This window comes from Streptomyces sp. NPDC088400 (assembly GCF_044753355.1).
Taxonomy (GTDB): domain Bacteria; phylum Actinomycetota; class Actinomycetes; order Streptomycetales; family Streptomycetaceae; genus Streptomyces.
Genome location: NZ_JBIVMZ010000001.1, coordinates 689398 through 710965, shown reverse-complemented (window position 1 = coordinate 710965; position 21568 = coordinate 689398). Strand labels below are relative to the sequence as shown.

The 21568-nt window shown below is 70.4% G+C and carries 22 protein-coding genes; 13 read left to right on the top strand and 9 right to left on the bottom strand.

What is annotated here, in order from left to right:
• Positions 1-556: 556 nt before the first annotated feature.
• Together ACIQD6_RS03265 and ACIQD6_RS03260 are read right to left on the bottom strand one after the other, a co-directional pair.
• Positions 557-2101 (bottom strand): DUF3152 domain-containing protein, encoded by a 1545-nt coding sequence (locus ACIQD6_RS03265; RefSeq protein ID WP_401877448.1) that lies wholly within the window; start codon positions 2099-2101, stop codon positions 557-559.
• Positions 2102-2109: 8 nt separating this feature from the next.
• Positions 2110-3069, bottom strand: coding sequence for an alpha/beta fold hydrolase (locus ACIQD6_RS03260; protein WP_401877447.1), 960 nt, complete (start codon positions 3067-3069; stop codon positions 2110-2112).
• A gap of 144 nt (positions 3070-3213) precedes the next feature.
• Between ACIQD6_RS03260 and ACIQD6_RS03255 the strand changes: the two genes are divergently transcribed.
• From ACIQD6_RS03255 to ACIQD6_RS03240, 4 genes are all read left to right on the top strand, one after another.
• Positions 3214-3435, top strand: coding sequence for a hypothetical protein (locus ACIQD6_RS03255; RefSeq protein WP_401877445.1), 222 nt, complete (start codon positions 3214-3216; stop codon positions 3433-3435).
• 140 nt (positions 3436-3575) lie between these two features.
• Entirely contained in the window at positions 3576-4217 is a 642-nt protein-coding gene (locus tag ACIQD6_RS03250; protein WP_401877443.1) for a TetR/AcrR family transcriptional regulator, read from the top strand.
• A 118-nt stretch (positions 4218-4335) separates the two neighbouring features.
• Entirely contained in the window at positions 4336-4563 is a 228-nt protein-coding gene (locus ACIQD6_RS03245; protein ID WP_046500385.1) for a DUF3107 domain-containing protein, read from the top strand.
• Between the two features lie 274 nt (positions 4564-4837).
• A complete protein-coding gene (locus ACIQD6_RS03240; protein WP_401877440.1) occupies positions 4838-5113 on the top strand; it encodes a hypothetical protein in 276 nt (91 codons plus the stop codon).
• 117 nt (positions 5114-5230) lie between these two features.
• Here ACIQD6_RS03240 and ACIQD6_RS03235 read toward each other — a convergent pair whose 3' ends face one another.
• Complete coding sequence (locus ACIQD6_RS03235) at positions 5231-5977, bottom strand: ferritin-like fold-containing protein (protein WP_401877439.1); 747 nt, start codon at positions 5975-5977, stop codon at positions 5231-5233.
• 269 nt (positions 5978-6246) lie between these two features.
• Here ACIQD6_RS03235 and ACIQD6_RS03230 point away from each other — a divergent pair, with 269 nt between their 5' ends.
• On the top strand, positions 6247-8346 hold the full coding sequence (locus ACIQD6_RS03230; RefSeq protein WP_401877437.1) for a DEAD/DEAH box helicase: 2100 nt from the start codon (positions 6247-6249) through the stop codon (positions 8344-8346).
• A gap of 186 nt (positions 8347-8532) precedes the next feature.
• A complete protein-coding gene (locus tag ACIQD6_RS03225; RefSeq protein WP_401877435.1) occupies positions 8533-9375 on the top strand; it encodes an alpha/beta fold hydrolase in 843 nt (280 codons plus the stop codon).
• Positions 9376-9431: 56 nt separating this feature from the next.
• On the opposite strand, the gene ACIQD6_RS03220 is transcribed toward ACIQD6_RS03225, so the two are convergent.
• Complete coding sequence (locus tag ACIQD6_RS03220; protein WP_401877433.1) at positions 9432-10343, bottom strand: NYN domain-containing protein; 912 nt, start codon at positions 10341-10343, stop codon at positions 9432-9434.
• Between the two features lie 208 nt (positions 10344-10551).
• Between ACIQD6_RS03220 and ACIQD6_RS03215 the strand changes: the two genes are divergently transcribed.
• Positions 10552-10704: a hypothetical protein gene (locus ACIQD6_RS03215; protein WP_401877431.1), complete on the top strand. Its 153-nt coding sequence runs from the start codon at positions 10552-10554 to the stop codon at positions 10702-10704.
• 99 nt (positions 10705-10803) lie between these two features.
• Here the strand turns inward: ACIQD6_RS03215 and ACIQD6_RS03210 are convergent, their stop codons facing one another.
• From ACIQD6_RS03210 to ACIQD6_RS03200, 3 genes are all read right to left on the bottom strand, one after another.
• Complete coding sequence (locus ACIQD6_RS03210) at positions 10804-11409, bottom strand: MarC family protein (RefSeq protein WP_401877430.1); 606 nt, start codon at positions 11407-11409, stop codon at positions 10804-10806.
• 48 nt (positions 11410-11457) lie between these two features.
• Positions 11458-12327 (bottom strand): PHP domain-containing protein, encoded by an 870-nt coding sequence (locus ACIQD6_RS03205; RefSeq protein WP_401877428.1) that lies wholly within the window; start codon positions 12325-12327, stop codon positions 11458-11460.
• 148 nt (positions 12328-12475) lie between these two features.
• Positions 12476-13114 carry a DUF6758 family protein gene (locus ACIQD6_RS03200; RefSeq protein WP_401877426.1) on the bottom strand — a complete coding sequence of 213 codons (639 nt, stop codon included), beginning with the start codon at positions 13112-13114 and terminating at the stop codon, positions 12476-12478.
• A gap of 171 nt (positions 13115-13285) precedes the next feature.
• On the opposite strand from ACIQD6_RS03200, the gene ACIQD6_RS03195 reads away from it, so the two are divergent.
• Positions 13286-14524, top strand: coding sequence for an MFS transporter (locus ACIQD6_RS03195; protein ID WP_401877424.1), 1239 nt, complete (start codon positions 13286-13288; stop codon positions 14522-14524).
• A 59-nt stretch (positions 14525-14583) separates the two neighbouring features.
• Here ACIQD6_RS03195 and ACIQD6_RS03190 read toward each other — a convergent pair whose 3' ends face one another.
• Positions 14584-15180 carry a suppressor of fused domain protein gene (locus ACIQD6_RS03190; RefSeq protein ID WP_401877423.1) on the bottom strand — a complete coding sequence of 199 codons (597 nt, stop codon included), beginning with the start codon at positions 15178-15180 and terminating at the stop codon, positions 14584-14586.
• A gap of 432 nt (positions 15181-15612) precedes the next feature.
• On the opposite strand from ACIQD6_RS03190, the gene ACIQD6_RS03185 reads away from it, so the two are divergent.
• Positions 15613-16737, top strand: coding sequence for a magnesium and cobalt transport protein CorA (locus ACIQD6_RS03185; protein ID WP_401877421.1), 1125 nt, complete (start codon positions 15613-15615; stop codon positions 16735-16737).
• A 56-nt stretch (positions 16738-16793) separates the two neighbouring features.
• Positions 16794-17345 carry a hypothetical protein gene (locus ACIQD6_RS03180; protein WP_401877419.1) on the top strand — a complete coding sequence of 184 codons (552 nt, stop codon included), beginning with the start codon at positions 16794-16796 and terminating at the stop codon, positions 17343-17345.
• A gap of 47 nt (positions 17346-17392) precedes the next feature.
• On the opposite strand, the gene ACIQD6_RS03175 is transcribed toward ACIQD6_RS03180, so the two are convergent.
• Entirely contained in the window at positions 17393-18178 is a 786-nt protein-coding gene (locus ACIQD6_RS03175) for a hypothetical protein (RefSeq protein ID WP_401877417.1), read from the bottom strand.
• A gap of 239 nt (positions 18179-18417) precedes the next feature.
• Between ACIQD6_RS03175 and ACIQD6_RS03170 the strand changes: the two genes are divergently transcribed.
• From ACIQD6_RS03170 to ACIQD6_RS03160, 3 genes are read left to right on the top strand one after another with little or no spacing between them, the layout of a single operon-like run.
• A complete protein-coding gene (locus ACIQD6_RS03170) occupies positions 18418-19743 on the top strand; it encodes a magnesium transporter MgtE N-terminal domain-containing protein (protein WP_401877415.1) in 1326 nt (441 codons plus the stop codon).
• Entirely contained in the window at positions 19733-20335 is a 603-nt protein-coding gene (locus ACIQD6_RS03165; protein WP_401877413.1) for a DUF1003 domain-containing protein, read from the top strand. The genes ACIQD6_RS03170 and ACIQD6_RS03165 overlap by 11 nt, the downstream gene beginning before the upstream one ends.
• Before the next feature lie 42 nt (positions 20336-20377).
• Positions 20378-21538 (top strand): Mrp/NBP35 family ATP-binding protein, encoded by a 1161-nt coding sequence (locus ACIQD6_RS03160; protein ID WP_401877411.1) that lies wholly within the window; start codon positions 20378-20380, stop codon positions 21536-21538.
• Positions 21539-21568 lie beyond the last annotated feature (30 nt).

Sequence of the window (21568 nt, the reverse complement as noted above, 5' to 3'; positions counted from 1 at the left end):
CACCCCTCGTTGGTCGGGCGGGGGCGGCGGGGGTGGCGGCGCCCGCCGGGGCGCGCCACCCCCCTCGCGCGGGGGGGGGGGGCCGGGGCCGGGGCCCCCCCCCCCACCACCAGAAGGGGTGAATGCACGTAACTTTCCCGCGTCGGTGGCGTTCTGTCGCGCTACCGAGCGTTCTCGTTACGCGACGTCAAACTACGGCCACTTCCTTGGGGAGTGCGGTGCGTGCCGAACGGCGGGATCTGATGGACGGACGACGCATGGGAGGAAGCCTCTCGATGGGCTGCGCGGCCCTCGGTGGCCTCGCGGGCAGAGTTCAACAGGGCAGGCGGTGTTCCCAACAGGGCGGAAAGCCAGGAACAAGCCGGTAGGCCAGGAACAGGGGCGCTGACGCCCGGTGCCCGCACGAGAAGCGGCGACCGAGAGGAAGAAAACAGAGACCTGCCATGCCGCGCGCCCGCGTACGGACTCAGTACGCCCGGCGCGGGGATCTACGGCGAGAGGGAACGGCCGACGCGCGACGAGACGGCCGTCTCAGCTACCGGGACTGCGGCTCGCCTCAACTGCCGGGAAAGACCCAGGGATTCGGCTTGCACTGGATCCCCTCGATATCCAGCGACTTCGTCTGCTGCTGCATCACCGGGGCGAGCGTGCCGGGGGTCTGGCAGCTCACATGGTTGTGCCCGAGCCGGTGTCCGACCTCGTGGTTGATGAGCATCTGCCGGTACGGGAACATCGCCTTGGCGCCGAAGGTCTCCGCTCCCTGCGCCCAGCGATAGGCGTTGATCATGACGCGTTCGGTCGAGGCGGAGTCGCAGGACACGTTGTCGACGGTCGTGTCCAGACCGGACTTCTCGCACCAGAAGGCCGTGGTCCCCGGGCTGGCCAGCGTGATCACGAAGTCGGGCCGGCCGCTGGAGATCCGTTCGAAGGTCATGGCGCCGTTGTGCGCCCAGCTCCGGTCGTCGTTCAGGGTCTTCTGGACGGCGTCCGCGAACAGCGTGCCGTCGAGGCCGAGGCCCTTCTCGACGTCCACGCGGTAGCGGAACTTCTGCCCCTTGCCGGGCGCCTTGTCGAGACCGGGAACGGCGGCGAAACCACCCGACGCCTTCAACTCCGGGTCGAGCGGGAACTGTTCGGTCATCAACTGCGCGTACGTGGCGGGCTTGACCGGTGCCTCGCGCTGCTTCGGCCCCTCTCCGCCCACCGAGCGGGAGGCTTCATCACCCTCGACGCCGCGGTCGACTCCACCGGCCGCCCGAGCGCCGGACTTGTCCCCGTCACTGCCGCCCTCCGTGACCTGCCCGGCCACGACGACGGCGAGGACGGTGGTCACCGCGGCGGCTGCGATCCCGGTGAAGGCGCGGCCCTTGCCGCCCTTGGCGGGCTGCTCCGCATCGGGATCGGTGTCCGGGCCGCCGTCGATACCGTCGCCGCCCCGGTCACCGCCCAGGCCGCCCGCCCGCTCGTTTTCACGGTCGCCGTATTCACGGTCATCGGCTTCACGGTCATCGACGGTGGAGGACGAAGCGAACGGAGCGGACTCGCGCGACAGGGTCCGCGCGGCCCCCGGGGACGAGCCCGAGGCGCCCTCCGCGAGCTCCGAGGACGGAGCGTCGAAGGCATCGGAGTCGAACGCGTCGACGAACTCCCGTCGCGGTCCCGGTATCAACGGCGAACCGGCCGTCGGCTGCCGCTTCTGCCGCGGCGGAACCGCGGGCCCCCGCGCGGCGCCCGGCCGGTCGCCGTAACGCTGTTCGGAGCCCCACCCACCGCCGGACTCACGCTGCTCGGGATGCCCACCGCGCGCCTGCGCCTGCGGCACGCCACGTACGGGGGTGTCCTGCGCGGGAGTTCCGCGACCGGGAGTCCCACGGCCGGGGGCACCGACCGCGGGGGTGCCCTGTGCCGGGGTTCCCTGTACGGGAGTTCCCCGCGCGGGGGTCTCCCGCACGGCAGCCGCCTGCCGCTCGGTGTCCTGCCCGGCTTCCGACCGCCTGCGCCGGCCCTGGCCCGGTTCCTCCGGCTCCGGGTCACCGGGCGCGAGCCCGGCGGTGCCCTGCGAGCCCTGGGGTACGGGGCCTCTGCGGCTATGTCGTCCCACGCCCGGGATCAGCCCCTGTCGTAGTCGTCGATGAGCTCCCGGCAGGCCTGGGCGACCTGCCGTGGATACTCCATCATGGCAACATGTCCGGCGTCCGGGAGAGTCAGCAGCCGGGAGTCACGGAACGCGGCCGCCGCCTTACGGGCCATGCGGTACGAAACGAGTTGGTCCCGCCCGCCGTAGACCAGCAGCGTCGGCGCCAGCACCCGCTCGGCCTGCCGCCACAGTCCGTGCTGACCGCCGAGCGTGTACGCGTTGACGATACCGCGAGCCGAGCAGGTCATCGCGTCCCAGAAATACGGCAGTTGAAGCCTGCGCTCCATCTCCTGCGCCGCGTGGCGCAGTTCCTCCTCGCTGACCGACGTGGGGTCTCCGTAACAGAGCGACATCATCCCGCGGGTGCGCTGCTCCGCCGTCCAGTCCCTCGTCAACCGCCAGAACAGCGAGGCCACACCGGGCACCGCGAGCAGCGCGGTGGGCACGGCGGTGCGCTGCACCCGGATCTCCGGCAGCGCGGGCGAGACCAGTGTGAGAGTCCGCACAAGATCGGGACGGACGGCCGCGACGCGGGTGGCGACGGCCCCTCCGAGTGAGTTGCCGAGCAGATGCGTGGGACCACGTCCGCCCGCGTCCAGCAGCCGGATCACCGCGCGGGCATGACCGGTGACGGAGTAGTTGCCGTCGTCCGGCGGCGGCGAGTCCCCGAAACCGGGCAGGTCGACGGCCTCGCCGTCGACCCGGTCCGCCAGGAACGGCATCATCGCCGACCAGTTCTGCGAAGACCCGCCGAGCCCGTGGATGTACAGCGCGGGCGCCGCTCCGGTGCGGTTCGCGGGCCGCGACCGTACCGTCAGCGTCAGCCCGGGAAGCGTCACGGAACGGAGCGTCTCCCCCTCCGCGACCCGTACGGTGCTCACCTTCGGAGCCACGGCGGCGGCGATGGTTTCCGGCAGTTCGGTCGACGACATGCGGCAATGTTACGAGATGATCACGTCCGGAATCGTGTGTTCGCGGTCACAGGCCGCCTGGCGCCCTGGATCCCCGGCTCCTAGGCTCGGGAAGAGGGGCGCGCGCCCCGGCCCCCCTTCCATCGCGAAGAGAAAGGGCACTGCATGCCGGTCGACCCCACGGACCCCGAGACCTTCGAGACCAACGGCGAGGACGCCGAGCTGGCGGAGGAGGTCCCCGAAGCCGACGCCGCCGAGCAGCTCGCGGACGTACGGCGGCACGGCGACGAACCGCTCACCAAGATCGACCCGGCCACGGCCAGCGAGGGAGACGCGGCCGAACAGGCACGGTCCGTCGAACCGGACGAGGACGAGGACTACCGCTGAGCCGCTGAACCGGCGACAGTCATTACCACACCCGTCCGGTCCGTGAAATTGTGCGCACTCGCCACGCACAGTCGCGTTACCCAAAAGTACGATGGCGGAGCGGCGCACAGCGCGCACGGAACGAATTTTTGGGAGGCGGCGTGACAGCCATAGAGCAGACCGAGGCAGCGCGCCCGCGAGGCACGCGCCTGCCGCGTCGCGCCCGACGCAACCAGCTGCTGGGCGCGGCACAGGAAGTGTTCGTCGCGCAGGGGTACCACGCGGCGGCGATGGACGACATCGCCGAGCGTGCCGGAGTCAGCAAGCCTGTTCTCTACCAGCACTTCCCAGGGAAGCTGGAGCTGTACCTCGCCCTGCTCGACCAGCACTGCGAGAGCCTGCTCCAGGCGGTCCGTACGGCGCTCGCGTCCACGACGGAGAACAAGCTGCGCGTCGAGGCGACCATGGACGCCTACTTCGCCTACGTCGAGGACGAGGGCGGTGCGTTCCGCCTGGTCTTCGAGTCGGACCTGACGAACGAGCCCGCGGTGCGCGAGCGCGTGGACCGGGTCGCGCTCCAGTGCGCCGAGGCGATCTCCGACGTGATCGCCGAGGACACCGGGCTCTCCAAGGAGGAGTCCATGCTGCTGGCCGTGGGTCTGGGCGGCGTCTCCCAGGTGGTGGCCCGCTACTGGCTCTCCAGCGAGTCCGCCATCCCCCGCGAGCGGGCCGTCAGCCTCCTCACCTCGCTGGCCTGGCGCGGTATCGCCGGCTTCCCGCTGCACGGCACCGAGCAGCACTGAAGGCGCGTGTTCGCTGCGGGCGTTCACCTCGGCGTCTTCCACGTGGTCTCTCCGGGCTAATGTGTGCTGCGTACCGCGCGGCTGACCGCGCAACGCGACCGTTCGGAGGGACATAGCCGTGGAGGTCAAGATCGGCGTGCAGCACGCGCCCCGGGAGATCGTTCTGGAGAGCGGGCAGTCCGCCGAGGAGGTCGAGCGCGCCGTGGCCGACGCGCTGGCCGGCAAGGCACAGCTGCTCAGCCTCACGGACGACAAGGGGCGCAAGGTCCTCGTACCGGCCGAGCGGGTCGCGTATGTGGAGATCGGTGAGCCGACGACACGGCGGGTCGGATTCGGCGCGCTGTAGTCACTGTCATGACTGTCGTCACTGACATCCGGAATGGCCCGGCGGGATTCCCGCCGGGCCATTCCGCTGTCCTCCCCGGGGGCGTCCCGCGCAGCCGGCCCCGGGACGTGGCGGCGCGGACGCCTGCCACCGCCACCCGCGTTTTCGCTGTGCGCGGAGTCGCCCCCTCCGGGGACCTCCGGAGGGTTGCGCTCACCGCGCTACGGGTAGTGACGTGCTGGGCCGCACAAGGCCCTGACCACAGTGCCAACCCGGCGTCGTGAGGTGATCAGCAGTGATCTGGGAAGTCCTTGGATCGGTCCTGCTCGGACTCGGTCTCTCGTGGGCAGCGGCCCACCGGCTGTCCCACCGGCTTCCTGCCCACAGGACGGTGTTCACCGCGGGCCCGGTCGGTGCCGTATTCGGTGCGTATGTGACGCACATGGCGCTCGGGGCCGGCCACGTCCTGGCGACGCTCGCCGGCGCCCTGCTGGTGGGAGCGGTGCTGCTGTCGCTGCTGATCCGCCCGGCGAGCCGCCGCCGACTGCACCACGGAGCCATGCCGTCCTGATCCCTGACGCACCGGCGATGTGATGTACGGCCCGGTCCGGTCGTAGGTCACATCAGCGGTGCGCCAGGCAGGCCGTACGGCCGTCCGATCCCCCGGCTTCCGGCTTCCGGCTTCCGGTCAGGCGGCCAGACCGAGCGCCGCCATCCGCTTGGTGTGCGCCTCGGTGATCCGGGAGAACATCCGGCCGACCTCCGCGAGGTCGAACCCGTCGGCCACCCCGCCCACCAGCATCGTGGAGAGCGCGTCCCGCTCGGCGACCACGCGCTGCGCCTGCGAGAGCGCCTCGCCCATCAGGCGGCGTGCCCAGAGCGCGAGCCGTCCGCCGACCCGGGGCTCCGCATCGATCGCGGCACGCACCTTCTCCACCGCGAAATTGCCGTGTCCCGTGTCGTCCAGCACGGACAGCACCAGAGCACGGCTGTCGGTGTCCAGCCGGGCGGCCACCTCGCGGTAGAAGTCACTGGCGATGGAATCACCGACGTACGCCTTGACGAGGCCCTCCAGCCAGTCCGAGGGCGCTGTCTGGCGGTGAAAATCGTCGAGAGCCTTCGCGAACGGCTCCATCGCACCGGTCGGCTCGACGTCGATCGCGCGCAGTCGGTCATTCAGCTGTTCGAAATGATGGAATTCCGCGGCGGCCATTTTCGCCAGCGCGGCCTTGTCGGCCAGGGTCGGCGCGAGCTTGGCGTCCTCGGCGAGCCGCTCGAAGGCCGCCAGCTCGCCGTAGGCCAGCGCTCCGAGCAGGTCCACGACGGCGGCGTGGTACTGCGGATCTGCTGAGGCCGTGGCCCAGTCCTGGGCGGCGATCCCCGTGGGTTCCTCGGCTGCTGATGCGGGTGCGGTGGCGTTGTCGGGCGTCTCCATGAACCGCAGAATAGCCCGCCCGCCACACCCCGTAAGGGCCTGGTCAGACGCAGCTGTCACACCGTTCCGACGAATTCGCCCGACACACATGCGCGATTCCGGGGTACAGTGATAATGCGCCTGCCGATTTTTCGGCGGGCCATCGCAGTGTCTGCCCGAGGGGTTTCCCTCGGACAGGCCCCACGAGGATGCCCGGTCGGTGGCCCGATCGGCTCCGCCCCGACCGCCCTCCGCGCGGACCGTGCGCACAGCTGCGTACGACCCGCAAGATGAGGGGCCCCCTCAGCGGCACGACGCTCGAGCGACGGCAGTGGTCCCGCGCCATCCGGCCAATCCACGGCCGGCCGAGTACCCAGGTGCGGTACGACCCCCAGCGTTCGCCTCGCGCCGCGTCTCACAGAAGAGGCAGCACCCTGACTACGACTTTCCGAGACCTCGGAATCCTCCCCGAGACAGCCGAAGCGCTAGAAGCCGTCGGCATCCTGTCTCCGTTCCCCATCCAAGAGATGACCCTCCCGGTCGCACTGTCCGGCAAGGACGTCATCGGACAGGCCAAGACCGGCACGGGCAAGACGCTCGGCTTCGGCCTGCCGCTCCTGGAGCGCGTCACCGTCCCCGCGGACGTCGAGTCCGGCCGGGCCGTGCCCGAGCAGCTGACGAACGCCCCGCAGGCCCTGGTGGTCGTCCCCACCCGCGAGCTGTGCCAGCAGGTCACCAACGACCTGCTGACGGCCGGCAAGGTCCGTAACGTCCGTGTGCTGGCGATCTACGGCGGCCGTGCCTACGAGCCCCAGGTCGAGGCCCTCAAGAAGGGCGTCGATGTGATCGTCGGCACCCCGGGCCGGCTGCTGGACCTCGCGGGCCAGAAGAAGCTCGACCTCGCGCATGTGCGCGGGCTCGTCCTGGACGAGGCCGACGAGATGCTCGACCTGGGCTTCCTGCCGGATGTCGAGAAGATCATCCAGCTGCTGCCGGCCAAGCGCCAGACGATGCTGTTCTCCGCGACCATGCCGGGCGCGGTCATCGGCCTCGCCCGCCGCTACATGTCGCAGCCCACGCACATCAGCGCCACCTCGCCGGACGACGAGGGCGCGACCGTCGCCAACACGACGCAGCGGATCTACCGCGCCCACTCCATGGACAAGCCGGAGATGGTCGCACGCATCCTCCAGGCCGAGGGCCGCGGACTCGCGATGATCTTCTGCCGTACGAAGCGGACGGCCGCCGACATCGCCGACCAGCTCGCCCAGCGCGGCTTCGCCTCCGGCGCGGTCCACGGCGACCTGGGCCAGGGCGCCCGCGAGCAGGCGCTGCGCGCCTTCCGCAACGGCAAGGTGGACGTGCTGGTCTGCACCGACGTCGCCGCGCGCGGTATCGACGTCGAGGGCGTGACCCACGTCATCAACTACCAGTCGCCGGAGGAGGAGAAGACCTACCTCCACCGCATCGGCCGCACCGGCCGCGCGGGCGCCTCGGGTACGGCCGTCACGCTCGTCGACTGGGACGACATCCCGCGCTGGCAGCTGATCAACAAGGCGCTGAACCTCGGCTTTCCGAACCCGCCGGAGACGTACTCCACCTCCCCGCACCTGTTCGAGGAGCTCGGCATTCCCGCCGGGACCAAGGGCGTCCTGCCGCGAGCGGAGCGCACGCGCGCCGGTCTCTCGGCGGAGCAGGTGGAGGACCTCGGTGAGACGGGCGGCCGTGGCCGCAAGTCCGCCGCCACCGCGGTACGGGAAGAGCGCCCGGCCCGCACGCGCACCCCGCGCCAGCGCCGCCGCACCCGCGGCGGGACCCCGCTGGACGCCACGGACCAGCAGGTCCCGGCCGTGGAGCCGGTGAACGGCCCGGACGGCGCGGAGCAGTCGGCCGAGCCGCGCACCCCGCGCCGCCGCCGGCGTACGCGCGGTGCCGTGGCCGCTCCCGCGACCGGCGCGCCGGTCCTGGAGACCCCGGGCACCGAGGTTCCGGCCGAGCCGGTGGCCGAGGAGCCGGAGGCCGAGGCCCCGGCCAAGCCGCGCCGCCGCCGCACCCGTGCCGCGAAGCCCGCGGCCGACGTGGCGGAGACGGTCGAGTCGGCCGCGGTGGTCGAAGCACCTGCCGAGGCCCCCGCCGAAGCCCCGGCCGTCGAGACCAAGCCGCGCCGCCGCACCCGGGTCGCCAAGCCCAAGGCCGACGCCGCGGAAGCCACGGCCGAAACGGCCGAGGCCCCCGTCGCGGAGTCGAAGCCCCGTCGCCGTACACGCGTCGCCAAGCCCGCCGCCGAGGCGGCGGAGGCCGTGGAGGCCACGGAGGCACCGGAAGCGGAGGCCCCGGCCAAGCCGCGCCGCCGCCGTGCCCGTACGGCACCGGCCAAGACCGAGAGCTGACAGCCGACAGCTCACGTACGAACGCTGACGTACGAGCGCTGATGTACGGCACCGCCGTACGGAGCCCGACGTACGGACGCACCGCCCGACGGCCCGTCGCCCCACAGGGGTGCCGGGCCGTCGGCGTACGCCGGGAGCACCGGGGGCGCGGCGCCGGGCTCGCGGGGGCGCGGTTAGCCTCGTCGCATGAGTCGGCCGCCCACCTTCACCCCGCCCCCCTGTGCCCACGCCCGCACCCTGACGACCCGTCGCGGGCGGTTCGCCGTGCTCGACGCACGGCCGACCGGGGTGCCGCAGGGGACCGTACTCCTGCTACCCGGGTACACCGGCAGCAAGGAGGACTTCATCGCGCTGCTGGAGCCGCTCACCGAGTCCGGCTACCGAGCCGTCGCCGTGGATGGCCGAGGACAGTACGAGACCGAGGGACCGGACACCCAAGAGGCTTACAACCAGGGTGAGTTGGCGGCGGATGTGCTCGCACAGGCAGCGGCGCTCGACACTCCCGTGCATCTTCTCGGGCACTCGCTCGGCGGCCAGATCGCCCGCGCCGCCGTGCTGACCGAACGGAGCCCGTTCCTCTCGCTGACGCTGATGTCCTCGGGGCCCGCACAGGTCTCCGAGCTCCAGCGGCAGCGACTGAAGATGCTCGGCGACGCGCTCGCGACCATGACGATGGAGCAGGTCTGGGAGGCCATGCGAGCGATGGATCCCCCGGAGGAGACGCCGGTCGACGGCTCCGGTCTGCGCGGGCGCTGGCTGCGGACCAATCCGGTCCAGCTGATCGCCACCGGCCGGCAGCTGACCACGGAGCCGGACCGGGTGGACGAGCTGGCCGCCGTACAGCCGCTGCCCAAGCACGTGGTGTCGGGCGAGCGCGACGACACCTGGCCGGTGACGCTGTTCGATTCGATGGCGACGCGGCTCAGGGCCCGCAGGACGGTCGTCGCGGGCGCGCAGCACTCTCCCAACACCGACCGGCCGCTGGAGACCGCCGCCGCGCTGACGGAATTCTGGGACGGCGCCTACTGAGCGGCACGTGCAGCTACGGGTGGCACTTGCGGACTCCGTACTCGGCACTTGCGGGCTCAGTACTGGGCCTGCAAGTGCTGCCAGAAACCGTCCCGCAGCGATCGCCGCAGCATCGCATGGCCCCGCAGCGACCGCTGGAGCAGCTTCTCCGCCTCGATCAGCAGATCCTGATCCACCGGCCCCGGCAGGTACGGATGTCCCGGCAGCAGCTCGGCCATCGCGTCCCGGCCCCGCTCCACCAGCCAGGTCGCCGCGATCTGCGCGCCGATGAAACGGACCTGGTCGCGGTTGGGCGGCGGCTCGCCCTCGTGCTCGTACGTGGTGACCGGACGCCGGGTGACGTACGGCTTGCAGAAGTCCAGTTCGAAGGTGCGCTGGCTGTCGACCTCCCACAGCAGCGGCTCGGCCTGATTGCGCCCTTCCCCCGCCTCGATACCCCAGAGGTGGACCCGGGCGCCGTACCCCTGGGCGGCCTCGACCGCCGACACCAGGTCCTCGTCCCCGCCGACCAGGGCCGCGTCGCTGATGGCGCGGTGCCGGGCGAGCGATTCGAGATCCGTCCGGATCAGGGAGTCGACGCCCTTCTGCTGGTTGTTGGCGTTGAGATTGCCGAGCCGGACCTTGACGTCGGGCAGTTCCGCGATGGACTGCTGCTCGGGGGTGTGGATACGGCGCCTGGCGCCGTCGTACCAGTAGACCCGCAGCAGCCGGCTGTCCGCGAAGATGATCCTGGCCTTGTCGATGAAGGCCTCGATCAGCCCCTCGGCGTCGAGGTCGAAGGAACGCCGGTCTTCGGTGCCCGCTACAAGCAACCCGGCCGCAGCATAGACGTAACCGGCGTCGACGAAGATGGCATGAGTGGACGGAGTCTTGGCGACCTCGGCGAGCATGCGCTGGAGCAACTCATTGGTGCGTTCCAGACGGGCGCCGATCTCGATGACTTCTGGGTTGATCTCTGCCTCGTTCATACGCGGTTCATTCTCTGTGGACGACACCGTACCCGCCAGTACGGCCGCAACGTACCCGCCAGTACTTAGTCAGCCGAAAAATTTCCTTAGCGTAGGGAATGTTTGCAGAGGGCAACCCGTTGGAGAGAGAGGTAACGGCGGGTTCACCTGCCGCTCACCAGCTCTCCAGTAGTTCTCCAGCAGGAGGATCGGACGAAGGGAGAAGCCCGTGCGCTTCGAAATCATGCGACTTGACGATGTTGACGGCTCCGCCGTGGACAGCACCGTCGTAGACGCCGCCTCCGTCAATCGGATCGTGCAGCAGGCCGCCTCGATAGGCCAGCGCATCTACATCCGACCGGCCGAATCCCCGGCCTCATAACCCTTACGCACTGCCTCGGTCGAGTACCACCTCGACGCGATTGACGAAGCGCCCCTGCACGGATCACTCGTACAGGGGCGCTGCCTGTCGCACACCCGGTCAGGCACCTTGTACGACCTGGGTGACCCCGTTGATGATCTGCTGCACGGCGATCGCCGAGAGCATCATCCCGGCGAGCCGGGTCACCAGCACCACGCCCCCGTCCCTGATCAGCCGGATGATCACCAGCGAGTAGCGCATGGTCAGCCAGAGCACGACATGCATCGCGACGATCGCCGCCCAGACCGAGACCTGTCCGGCCGCCCCTTCGGCGTGCTGCACGGCGAGGATGACGGACACGATCGCACCGGGTCCCGCGAGCAGCGGCATGCCCAGCGGCACGAGCGCCACATTGACGTCTTTCGTCTGCTGGGGTTCGTCGGACTTCCCGGTCAGCAGATCCAGCGCGATGAGCAGCAGGAGCAGACCGCCGGCGATCATCAGCGCGGGGACGGAGACATGGAGGTAGTCCAGGATCTGCTGCCCGAGCAGGCCGAAGACGGTGATCACACCGAAGGCGACGGCCACCGCCTGCCAGGCCATGGCGCGCTGGACCTTGGCGGGCCGGCCGGAGGTCAGGGCGAGAAAGATTGGCGTGATCCCGGGAGGGTCCATGATCACGAAGAGGGTGAGGAAAAGAGATCCGAAGACGGCGAAGTCGAACACGGGTGAAGCGCCTTGCGAGAGGGGGAGGACGAGGGGTACGCCGGACGCTTACGCGTCTCCGCCCGCACCCGGCACCGGGAACGCGCCGGACGCGCGCCGGGTGATCTCGCCGTAGATCTCCGGATCGGTGGTCCACGCACCGAGCTCCACGGACTTCCGGCTGCCGTGGTAATCGCTGGAACCGGTGGTCAGCAGCCCGTGCTCGGCCGCCAGGGAGCGCAGCCGGGTCCGGGTCGGCTCGTCATGGTCCATGTGGTCGACCTCGATGCCGTCGAGGCCCGCGGCGGCGAGCCGCGCGATCGCCGACTCCGGCACGACCTGGCCGCGCTTGACGGCCTGCGGGTGCGCGAACACGCTGACTCCGCCGGCCGCCTTGATCAGGCGGATCGCCTCGAAGGGGTCCAGTTCATGCTTCTCCGCGAACGCACGTCCGCCGTCGGCGAGCCACTCGGCCGTGAAGGCGTCGGAGACGGTCTCGACGACACCCAGTTCGACGAGGGCGGTGGCGACGTGCGGGCGGCCGAGGGAAGCGTCGCCCGCGATACGCGTCACCTGCTCCCAGGTGATCGGGACGCCCAGCTCCTGGAGCTTGCGCACCATCTCCCTGGCTCGCGGGACACGGTCGTCCCGTACCAGCTCGCGCTCGCTCAGCAGCTCCGGCTCGTCCGGGTCGAAGAGGTACGCGAGCATGTGCAGGCTGACGCCGTCGATCCGGCAGGAGAGTTCGGCGCCGGTGACCAGCGTGAGGGGCCGGTCGAGCCCGGGGAGCGCGGCGATCGCCTCGGCATGACCCCGGGTGGAGTCGTGGTCGGTCAGCGCGACGACGTCGAGCCCGGCGGCGGCCGCGTTACGGACCAGCTCGGCGGGGGTGTCCGTACCGTCCGAGGCCGTGGAGTGGGTGTGCAGGTCGATTCGCACGACGCGGGCTCCGGGGGCTCGGGGCGGACAGAGCAGACGCTGAAAGGGTAACGGCACGTCCGTACGGCCCCGACACCGGCCCGGACGGTACACGCGCGGCACCACGGGTACGCACGGCCGAGGCCGCGGGGCCTCGGGCGGGGTCCCGTCAGGACAGCAGTCTCGGCGACAGCGCCCCGCAGGGCAGCAGTTCCACCTCCGCGCCCGCGTCCCGCAGATCGGTCAGCACCAATTCGTCGTACAGGAGCAGCCCCGACTGCTCCGGCCAGACGATCGCCCACAGCCACAGCCCGAGCGCCTCGCCCGCGAACACCGCGCGGTCCTGCGGGGCGTCGGCGATATGCCAGAGCGGGGTCGGCCGGCCCGCGGCCAGGAGTTTGACCTGCGGTGGCTTGTCGACACAGATACCGGGACCCGGGTCCGGGCCGTCGATCCCCGCGTAGCGCGCCCCGAGCCCGACGCCGGGCTCCTCGGCGATCAGCAGCAGTTCACCCGGGCCGCCGAGCGGACCGGGACCCGAGCAGGCGACGGCGGTGGCGCGGCCTCCGCTGCGGTCATCGCCCGCGTACGCCACTCCGCTGAACAGCCAGCCGACGGGCAGCGGCCAGGGCATCCAGACCGGGACGCGCGCGCGCTGCACGACGACATCGAGGGCCTCGACGCTGGGCGGTATCACGGGTTGCAGCGGGTACACCGTGCCATGGGCGCCGCACTGCCAGGTGTCGGCGAAGAGGCCGGGCGCCCTGACCCGGCCACCACACTTCGGGCAACTGGGTTCGCCCCTCATAGCGCCCCACGGTCCTCCCCGGTCGTCGCCGCGTCAAGGACGATCACCCGTCCGGCCCGGGAGGAGACGGACCGATATAGATGTAACTTGCACTTATTAGCGAAGCTAACTTATCGTGTGTATATCCCAACGATCTGCCCGACCATCTAGCTGAGAGTGAGGACCTGCCTCATGCGCGGAGAGGATCCGTTCGACGAAGGAGCGGGAGCAGGCGGCCTGCTCCGTCAGCCGAAGGCCGTATGGGCCACGGCCGGTGCGTCCGTCGTCGCCTTCATGGGCATCGGACTGGTGGACCCGATCCTGCCGTCCATCGCCAAGGGGCTGGAGGCCACGCCCAGTCAGGTCTCGCTGCTCTTCACCTCGTACTTCCTGATCACCGCCGTCGCCATGCTGCTCACGGGCTGGGTGTCCAGCCGGATCGGCGGCCGCAGGACATTGCTCGCCGGACTGGCCGTGGTGGTCGTCTTCGCCGGTCTGTCCGGTACGTCGTCCTCCGTAGCGGAACTGGTCGGTTTCCGGGCCGGCTGGGGGCTGGGCAACGCACTCTTCGTCTCGACCGCGCTCGCCGTCATCGTCGGGGCGGCGGCCGGCGGCAGCGCCGCGGCGATCCTGCTCTACGAATCGGCCCTCGGCCTCGGCATGGCCTGCGGGCCGCTGCTGGGGGCCCTGCTCGGCGACGCCAGCTGGCGCTACCCGTTCTTCGGCACGGCGGCCCTGATGGCCATCGGCTTCGTCTGCATTGCGGCGCTGCTCAAGGAACAGCCCAGGCCCACGCGTAAGACCTCGCTGCTCGATCCGCTCAAGGCACTCGGGCACGGCGGACTCGCGTCGGCTGCCGCCTCGGCGTTCTTCTACAACTACGCCTTCTTCACCGTGCTGGCCTTCACACCGTTCGTACTGAACATGACGCCCTATAAGTCGGGCGCGGTCTTCTTCGCCTGGGGTGTGCTGCTCGCGGTCTTCTCCGTACTCGTCGCCCCGCGACTCCAGTCACGCTTCGGATCGCTCAAGGTGCTGGGCGGCTCGCTCGTCCTGCTCGCCGTCGACCTGCTGGTCCTCGGGTACGGGAACCACACCACGGCCATCGTGGGGACGATCGTCTCCGGTGCCTTCATCGGCCTGAACAACACCGTCTTCACCGAGCTGGCACTGGACGTCTCGGACGCGCCCCGGCCGGTGGCGAGCGCGGGCTACAACTTCGTCCGCTGGTTCGCGGCGGCCGCCGCGCCCTTCCTCGCACCGAAGATCGAGGAGTGGAGCGATATCCACATCCCGTTCGTGGTCGCCGCCGCGGCGGCGGTCGTGGGCGCCGTCATCGTCGGGGTCAGGCGTGCCGCGCTGGGCCACGAGGCGAAGGAACTCCAGCCGGTCCACGCCACCGAGGACAGCGTCCCGGTCCTCGCCGACTGACCCGGCCGCCCCTCGCCCTTCGCCGACCGACCCGGCCGCCCCTCGCCGCTTCCGCCGCGTCAGTCCAGCACCACGGACCGGCGCAGCGGATCGCGCAGATCCGTACCGTGCGCCAGCCAACGCTCCTGAAGCTCCTGCGCGCCCCTGACCCGTTTCCACGCCGCCTCGTTCGGTGTCATCGGCAGCAGTGGCAGGAACCGCACCGGCTCCAGGGGCTCGTCCAGTTCCAGGTCCGCCACCAGCCCGCCGGGCTCCCCGACCAGTACGGAGCTGAACGGCGCCCCCGGCCACAGCGGCTCCCCGAGGTCCAGCGAACTGCCCGGAGCCACGATCACTCCCTCCACCTGCGGAGACGCGGCCAGCACGGCCAGCGGGCGCAGCACCCGGTCGGTGTCGGCGAGCCCGGCCCGTACCGAAAGCACCAGCTCGGCGCGCGGCCCTCGCTCTGGATCGGCGAGCATCTCCGACGGGTCGGTCATCGGCTGCGCCGCCATCCCGAGAGTGGCGTACCTCACCACATCGGCCGTGTCTTCCGGGTCCAGGAAGCGCAGCACCTCGATGCGGTCCGTCCCCAGGAAAGTCACCGCGGCGCGCGCGTCCGGGGCTCCCAGCGCCGTACGTAGCCGGGCTTCGACCAGACCAAGAATTTCTTCCATGCGGGGAGCATAGATCGGTTAAGGATTGGGCAAGAGGAGAGATTGACTCTCGCCCAGCTGTTAGTCTTGGGCGCTGGTTGGGACAGCACGCAGAAGCGTTGCTCTCCAGTCCCGACATCACGTCATCCCCCACGGGGGACCGGCCGGAGGAGGTGGGGCTGCGGTGGATCGAAGTCACCCGGCCAGTACCAGCCGCTCTTCCGCACGAATTATCTCCGCGTCGGCCTGACGGTTTCCCGTCTCATTCGTCCAGGCTCACGGCATCCGCACAGCGGAAGAGCACTTCTCTCATTTGCTTGCGTTTGTGCCTGTCTGTAGCGAACGCCGTCACCGCGAACCCGCGGTGCCGCCCGCTTTGCGGACGTATGCGTCACGTCCTCATTCCGGGCTGTGCCACGCCTCGCCGACGGCTTCTGCGTGAAGGAGCCCGCCATGTCGATGATCCGTGACCTGCGAGAAGCGGTCCGCCCGTCCCTGCGCAAGAACAGCGCCGCGTACAGCAAGTACGACACGTACGACGCGACCCGTGACCCGTCCGCGTCGAGCGCCGTCGTCGACTGCGCGGTCTACCGCGAGGGCCGGCGGGTCATGAACGATCCCTGCGTCACCCCGCACGAGGCGATGCTGCGTGTGCGCGAGGGCGGCGGCTTCGCCTGGATCGGCCTCCACGAGCCGACCGAGGAGGAATTCGCCGGTATCGCGGCCGAGTTCGGACTGCACCCGCTGGCGGTGGAGGACGCGGTGCACGCGCACCAGCGGCCCAAGCTGGAGCGGTACGACGACACTCTGTTCACGGTCTTCAAGACGATCCACTACGTCGAGCACACCGAACTGACCGCGACCAGCGAGGTGGTCGACACCGGCGAGGTCATGTGCTTCACCGGCCGCGACTTCGTCATCACCGTCCGGCACGGCGGGAGGGGTTCGCTGCGCAATCTCCGCCACCGCCTGGAGTCGGACGCCGAGTTGCTCGCCAAAGGGCCTTCGGCCGTGCTGCACTCCATCTCCGACCATGTCGTCGACGGGTACGTCGCGGTGGCGGCGGCCGTGCAGGACGATATCGACGAGGTCGAGATCGATGTGTTCTCGGCGCCGGCGAAGGGCGGGCCGCGCGGCTCGGACGCCGGGCGGATCTACCAGCTCAAGCGTGAGGTGCTGGAGTTCAAGCGGGCCGTCTCGCCGCTGCTGCGGCCGATGCAGCTGCTGAGCGAGCGGCCGATGCGACTGATCGACCCGGACATCCAGAAGTACTTCCGCGATGTCGCCGACCACCTGGCCCGGGTGCATGAGCAGGTCATCGGCTTCGACGAACTGCTCAACTCGATCCTCCAGGCGAATCTGGCACAGGCGACGGTCGCCCAGAACGAGGACATGCGCAAGATCACGTCCTGGGCGGCCATCATCGCCGTGCCGACGGCCGTCTGCGGGATCTACGGCATGAACTTCAAGCACATGCCGGAGCTGGAGTGGCGGTTCGGCTACCCGATGGTGCTCGTCGCGATCGGCATCACCTGCCTGACGATCCATCGGACGCTCAAGCGCAACGGATGGCTCTAGATGAGTAAGTCCGAAGTCCCGTAACGCCACCTCCCGCCGCTGGATAGGCTGCGCGCATGACAGAACCGCAGCTCGGCCAGGCGCTCGTCGAGGAGGCCACCAAGAAGTCCGCCCTCATCTGGGTGCGTGGCTCGGAACCGGCCCGTGCGCTCTGGCACATCTGGCACGAGGGCGCGGCGCTGCTGGTCGGGGACGGTCCCGGGGAGCAGCCGCTGCCGGGGCTCGTGGACGGCGTCGCGGCCGAGGTGACCGTACGCAGCAAGGACAAGGGCGGCCGGCTCGTCGCGTGGACGGCGGCGGTCACCGAACTCCCGCCGCGCTCCGAGGCCTGGGAGACCGCCGTCGCCGAGCTCAAGGGCAAGCGGCTCAACGCCCCGGACGCCGAGGTCATCGCCGAACGCTGGGCACGTGAGTGCCGGGTGCTGCGGCTGGTGCCCCAGGACGCGATCACCGAGATGCCGCAGGGCTCCGGAGCGGCCGTACCGCTGCCGACCGGGGCGACGACCCGTGAGCCCGCGCCCGCGTCGCTGGGACGGCTGCTGCTGAGGCGCGGCAAGGGCGGGAACAAGGGCAAGGGAAGTAAGGGCACGAAGGGGAAGCAGGGCTGAGCCCTCGGCAGCCACCGAGGAGCCCGGGGCCGAGCCCCCGGAGCAGGTCAGCCGGCCGACCCGGGAAGCCGGCTTCCGTAGTCGACGGTCTGCTCCTTGGTCGGCGCCTCCACTTCGAAGTCCTTGCCCCAGTCGGTCAGGGTGACCGTCCCGGCGCCGCCCGCGCGCACCAGTTGCAGGGGGTACGGCGTGCCCTCCAGCGAGACGTCCAGCGTCCCGCCGGCCCCCTCACTGCCGTTGACCTTGATGGTCCGTACGCCGCCGATCCTGTCGCGGTCGCCCTTGCTCAGCTCGCCGTGCAGCGTCAGCAACCCGTCGAGCAGCACGCTCTTGTCCGTGAAGCCGCTCAGCTGCTTGTACGACGGGTCCTCCTGCGGGACCTTCACGTACTTGTCCGAAAGCTTTCCGGCGACCGAGGCGTCCTCGTCGCTGGACGCGGCGCTTCCCTTGCCGCTCCCGGACTCGTCGTCCGCGTGCTTCCAGAACCCGGCGTCGGCCTTCAGGTAGAGGGTGTCCTCGATGCGCAGCAGCTGGAACGTGCTGCTCTTCGAGGTGACCGAGCCCATGCCGCCGTTCTCCTTGAGCCGCATATTGAGCTTGTACGTCTGGCCCTTGCTGACCAGCGAGCCGGAGAGGCGGACCGCGCCCGCCGTGTCCGCGGCCGTCTGTGCCTTCTTCTCGATCTGGGTGGCGGTGAGTTTTCCGGCGCCGTTCGTCCCCTTGTCCGGGTCCTCGTCCTCGCCGCACGCGGTGAGCAGCACGGCCAGTCCCACACAGAGCGAGGCGGCGAGAGCGGCTCTACGGGCACGGCCGGACCACGGGAGAACGGACAAGACGGACTGCCTCTCAAACGCGCGCGGGGGGTGGCAGACCGCAGCGTACCCGGGCCGGACGCAGCTCTCGACAGAGAGCCGTACAGGAGGCGTGCGGGTGGATCCGCCAAGGCGTACCGCAGCGGTACGGGCTAGCCTGAACCCGTTATCCCTGTGGATAGAGGGACATTCAGCGACACATTCCATGAGCGACACGTTCCAGACGGAGTGAGACGGCACGGAGCAAGGAGGCGCTCGGCATGCCAGCAGTCGCCCCGAGGGTCTTCGTCTCCCATCTGGCCGGTGTGGCGGTCTTCGATCCCAGCGGCGACCAGGTGGGGCGGGTCCGTGACCTGGTGGCGATGTTGCGGGTCGGCCGGCGCCCGCCGCGGTTGCTCGGGCTGGTCGTCGAGGTGCTCAGCAGACGCCGGATCTTCCTGCCCATGACCCGGGTCACCGGCATCGAGTCGGGCCAGGTGATCACCACGGGCGTGGTCAACGTACGGCGCTTCGAGCAGCGGCCGACGGAGCGCCTGGTCCTCGGCGAGCTGCTCGACCGCCGGGTGCGGCTGGTGGAGACGGACGAAGAGGTGACGGTTGTCGACGTCTCCGTCCAGCAGTTGCCGGCCCGCCGCGACTGGGAGATCGACAAGGTCTTCGTACGGCGCGGCGGGAAGGGCGGTGCGCTGCGGCAGATGGCCGGGCGCGGAGGCCTTCCCTGGAAGGGCGGTGGCGGACGGCGGACGGGCGAGGCGCTGACCGTCGAGTGGTCGGCGGTCACCGGCTTCTCCCTGGAGGAGGAAGGGCAGGGCGCGGAGAGTCTCGTCGCCACCTTCGAGCAGCTGCGTCCGGTCGATGTCGCCAACGCGCTGCACCATCTGACGCCCAAACGGCGGGCCGAGGTGGCCGCCGCCCTCGACGACGACCGGCTCGCGGACGTCCTGGAGGAGCTGCCCGAGGACGACCAGGTGGAGATCCTCGGCAAGCTCAAGGAGGAACGCGCGGCCGATGTCCTGGAGGCGATGGACCCGGACGACGCGGCCGATCTGCTCTCCGAACTGCCCGAGGCGGACAAGGAACGGCTGCTGACCCTGATGCGGCCGAACGACGCGGCCGACGTACGGCGGCTGATGGCGTACGAGGAGCGGACCGCGGGCGGCCTGATGACCACCGATCCGATCGTGCTGCGGCCGGACGCGACGGTGGCGGACGCGCTGGCCCGGGTACGGCAGCAGGACCTGTCCCCCGCGCTCGCGGCGCAGGTCTACGTGTGCCGCCCGCCGGACGAGACCCCGACGGGCAAGTACCTGGGGACGGTCCACTTCCAGCGGCTGCTGCGGGACCCGCCGTACACACTCGTCAGCTCGATCGTGGACAGCGACCTGCCGCCGCTCCCCCCGGACACCCCGCTGCCCGAGGTCACCAGCCATCTCGCGGCGTACAACATGGTCGCGGTGCCCGTCGTGGACGACACCGGGGCGCTGCTCGGCGCGGTGACGGTCGATGACGTACTCGACCACCTGCTGCCGGACGACTGGCGCGAGGCCGGTTTCCACGACCTGGGAGAGGTGCCCGGTGGCGACTGAGCGCCAGGACAAGGAGGGCAGCGGCCGGGAGCGCCCGAGGACCGGTTCCGGCGCCGGGTCGACCGCGCTGTCGCGTGGCGGCCGGGTACGGCTCGACCAGCCGCGCGCCCCGCAGCGCAAGCTCCTGCCGGAGTACGACCCCGAGGCCTTCGGGCGGCTCTCCGAACGGGTCGCCCGCTTCCTGGGGACGGGCCGCTTCATCGTCTGGATGACCCTGATCATCATCGTGTGGGTGATCTGGAACATCGCGGCCCCGCGCCCGCTGCGCTTCGACCCGTACCCGTTCATCTTCCTGACCCTGATGCTCTCGCTCCAGGCCTCGTACGCCGCGCCGCTGATCCTGCTGGCGCAGAACCGCCAGGACGACCGGGACCGGGTCACACAGGAGCAGGAGCGCAAGCAGAACGAGCGCTCGATCGCGGACACCGAGTACCTGACCCGGGAGATCGCGGCTCTGCGCATCGGCGTGGGAGAGGTCGCGACCAGGGACTGGATCCGCTCCGAGCTCCAGGATCTGGTGCGCGACATGGTGGAACACCGTGTCGTATTCCCCACGGAGAGCGGGCACGGACGTGAGGAATCCGACCGCTGACGGATTTTTCCCCGGTGGCTCGGGGCGCCGTACCATCTCCGTATGGCTACCGACACGTACGGAACCGCCGTCCCCGCGGAAGAAGCGGTGCGCGACGCGCTGGCGACGGTGAACGACCCCGAGATCCACCGGCCGATCACCGATCTCGGCATGGTGAAATCGGTGGATATCGGTGCCGATGGTGCGGTGGCCGTCACGGTCTATCTCACGGTGTCCGGCTGTCCGATGCGCGACACCATCACGCGCACGGTGACGGACGCGGTCGCCCGGGTCGAGGGCGTCACGCGCGTCGATGTGACGCTGGATGTGATGGGCGACGAGCAGCGGCGCGAGCTGGCGGCCTCGCTGCGCGGCGGGACGGCCGAGCGTGAGGTGCCGTTCGCCCAGCCCGGCTCACTGACCCGGGTGTACGCGGTGGCCTCGGGCAAGGGCGGGGTCGGCAAATCCTCGGTGACGGTCAACCTGGCGGCGGCGATGGCGGCCGACGGGCTGAAGGTCGGCGTGGTCGACGCGGACATCTACGGGCACAGCGTCCCCCGGATGCTCGGCGCGGACGGCAAGCCCACCCAGGTCGAGAACATGATCATGCCGCCGTCGGCGAACGGCGTGAAGGTGATCTCCATCGGCATGTTCACGCCGGGCAACACGCCGGTGGTGTGGCGCGGACCCATGCTGCACCGCGCGCTCCAGCAGTTCCTCGCGGACGTCTACTGGGGCGATCTCGATGTGCTGCTGCTGGACCTGCCCCCGGGGACCGGCGACATCGCGATCTCGGTGGCGCAGTTGGTGCCGAACGCCGAGATCCTGGTGGTCACCACGCCGCAGCAGGCCGCGGCCGAGGTCGCCGAGCGGGCCGGCTCCATCGCCGTACAGACCCACCAGAAGATCGTCGGCGTGGTCGAGAACATGTCGGGTCTGCCCTGCCCGCACTGCGACGAGATGATCGACGTCTTCGGCACGGGCGGCGGCAAGCTGGTGGCCGAGGGGCTGACGAAGACGACCGGCGCCACGGTGCCGGTGCTGGGTGCGATCCCGATCGACGTACGGCTGCGGGAGGGCGGCGACGAGGGCAAGCCGATCGTGCTCTCCGACCCGGACTCGCCGGCGGCCACGGCGCTGCGCGAGGTCGCGACCAAGCTGGGCAGCCGGCAGCGCGGCCTGTCGGGCATGTCGCTGGGGGTCACCCCGCGCAACAAGTTCTGAGTCCGCGGCGCCCGCCGGGCGTTCGGACAC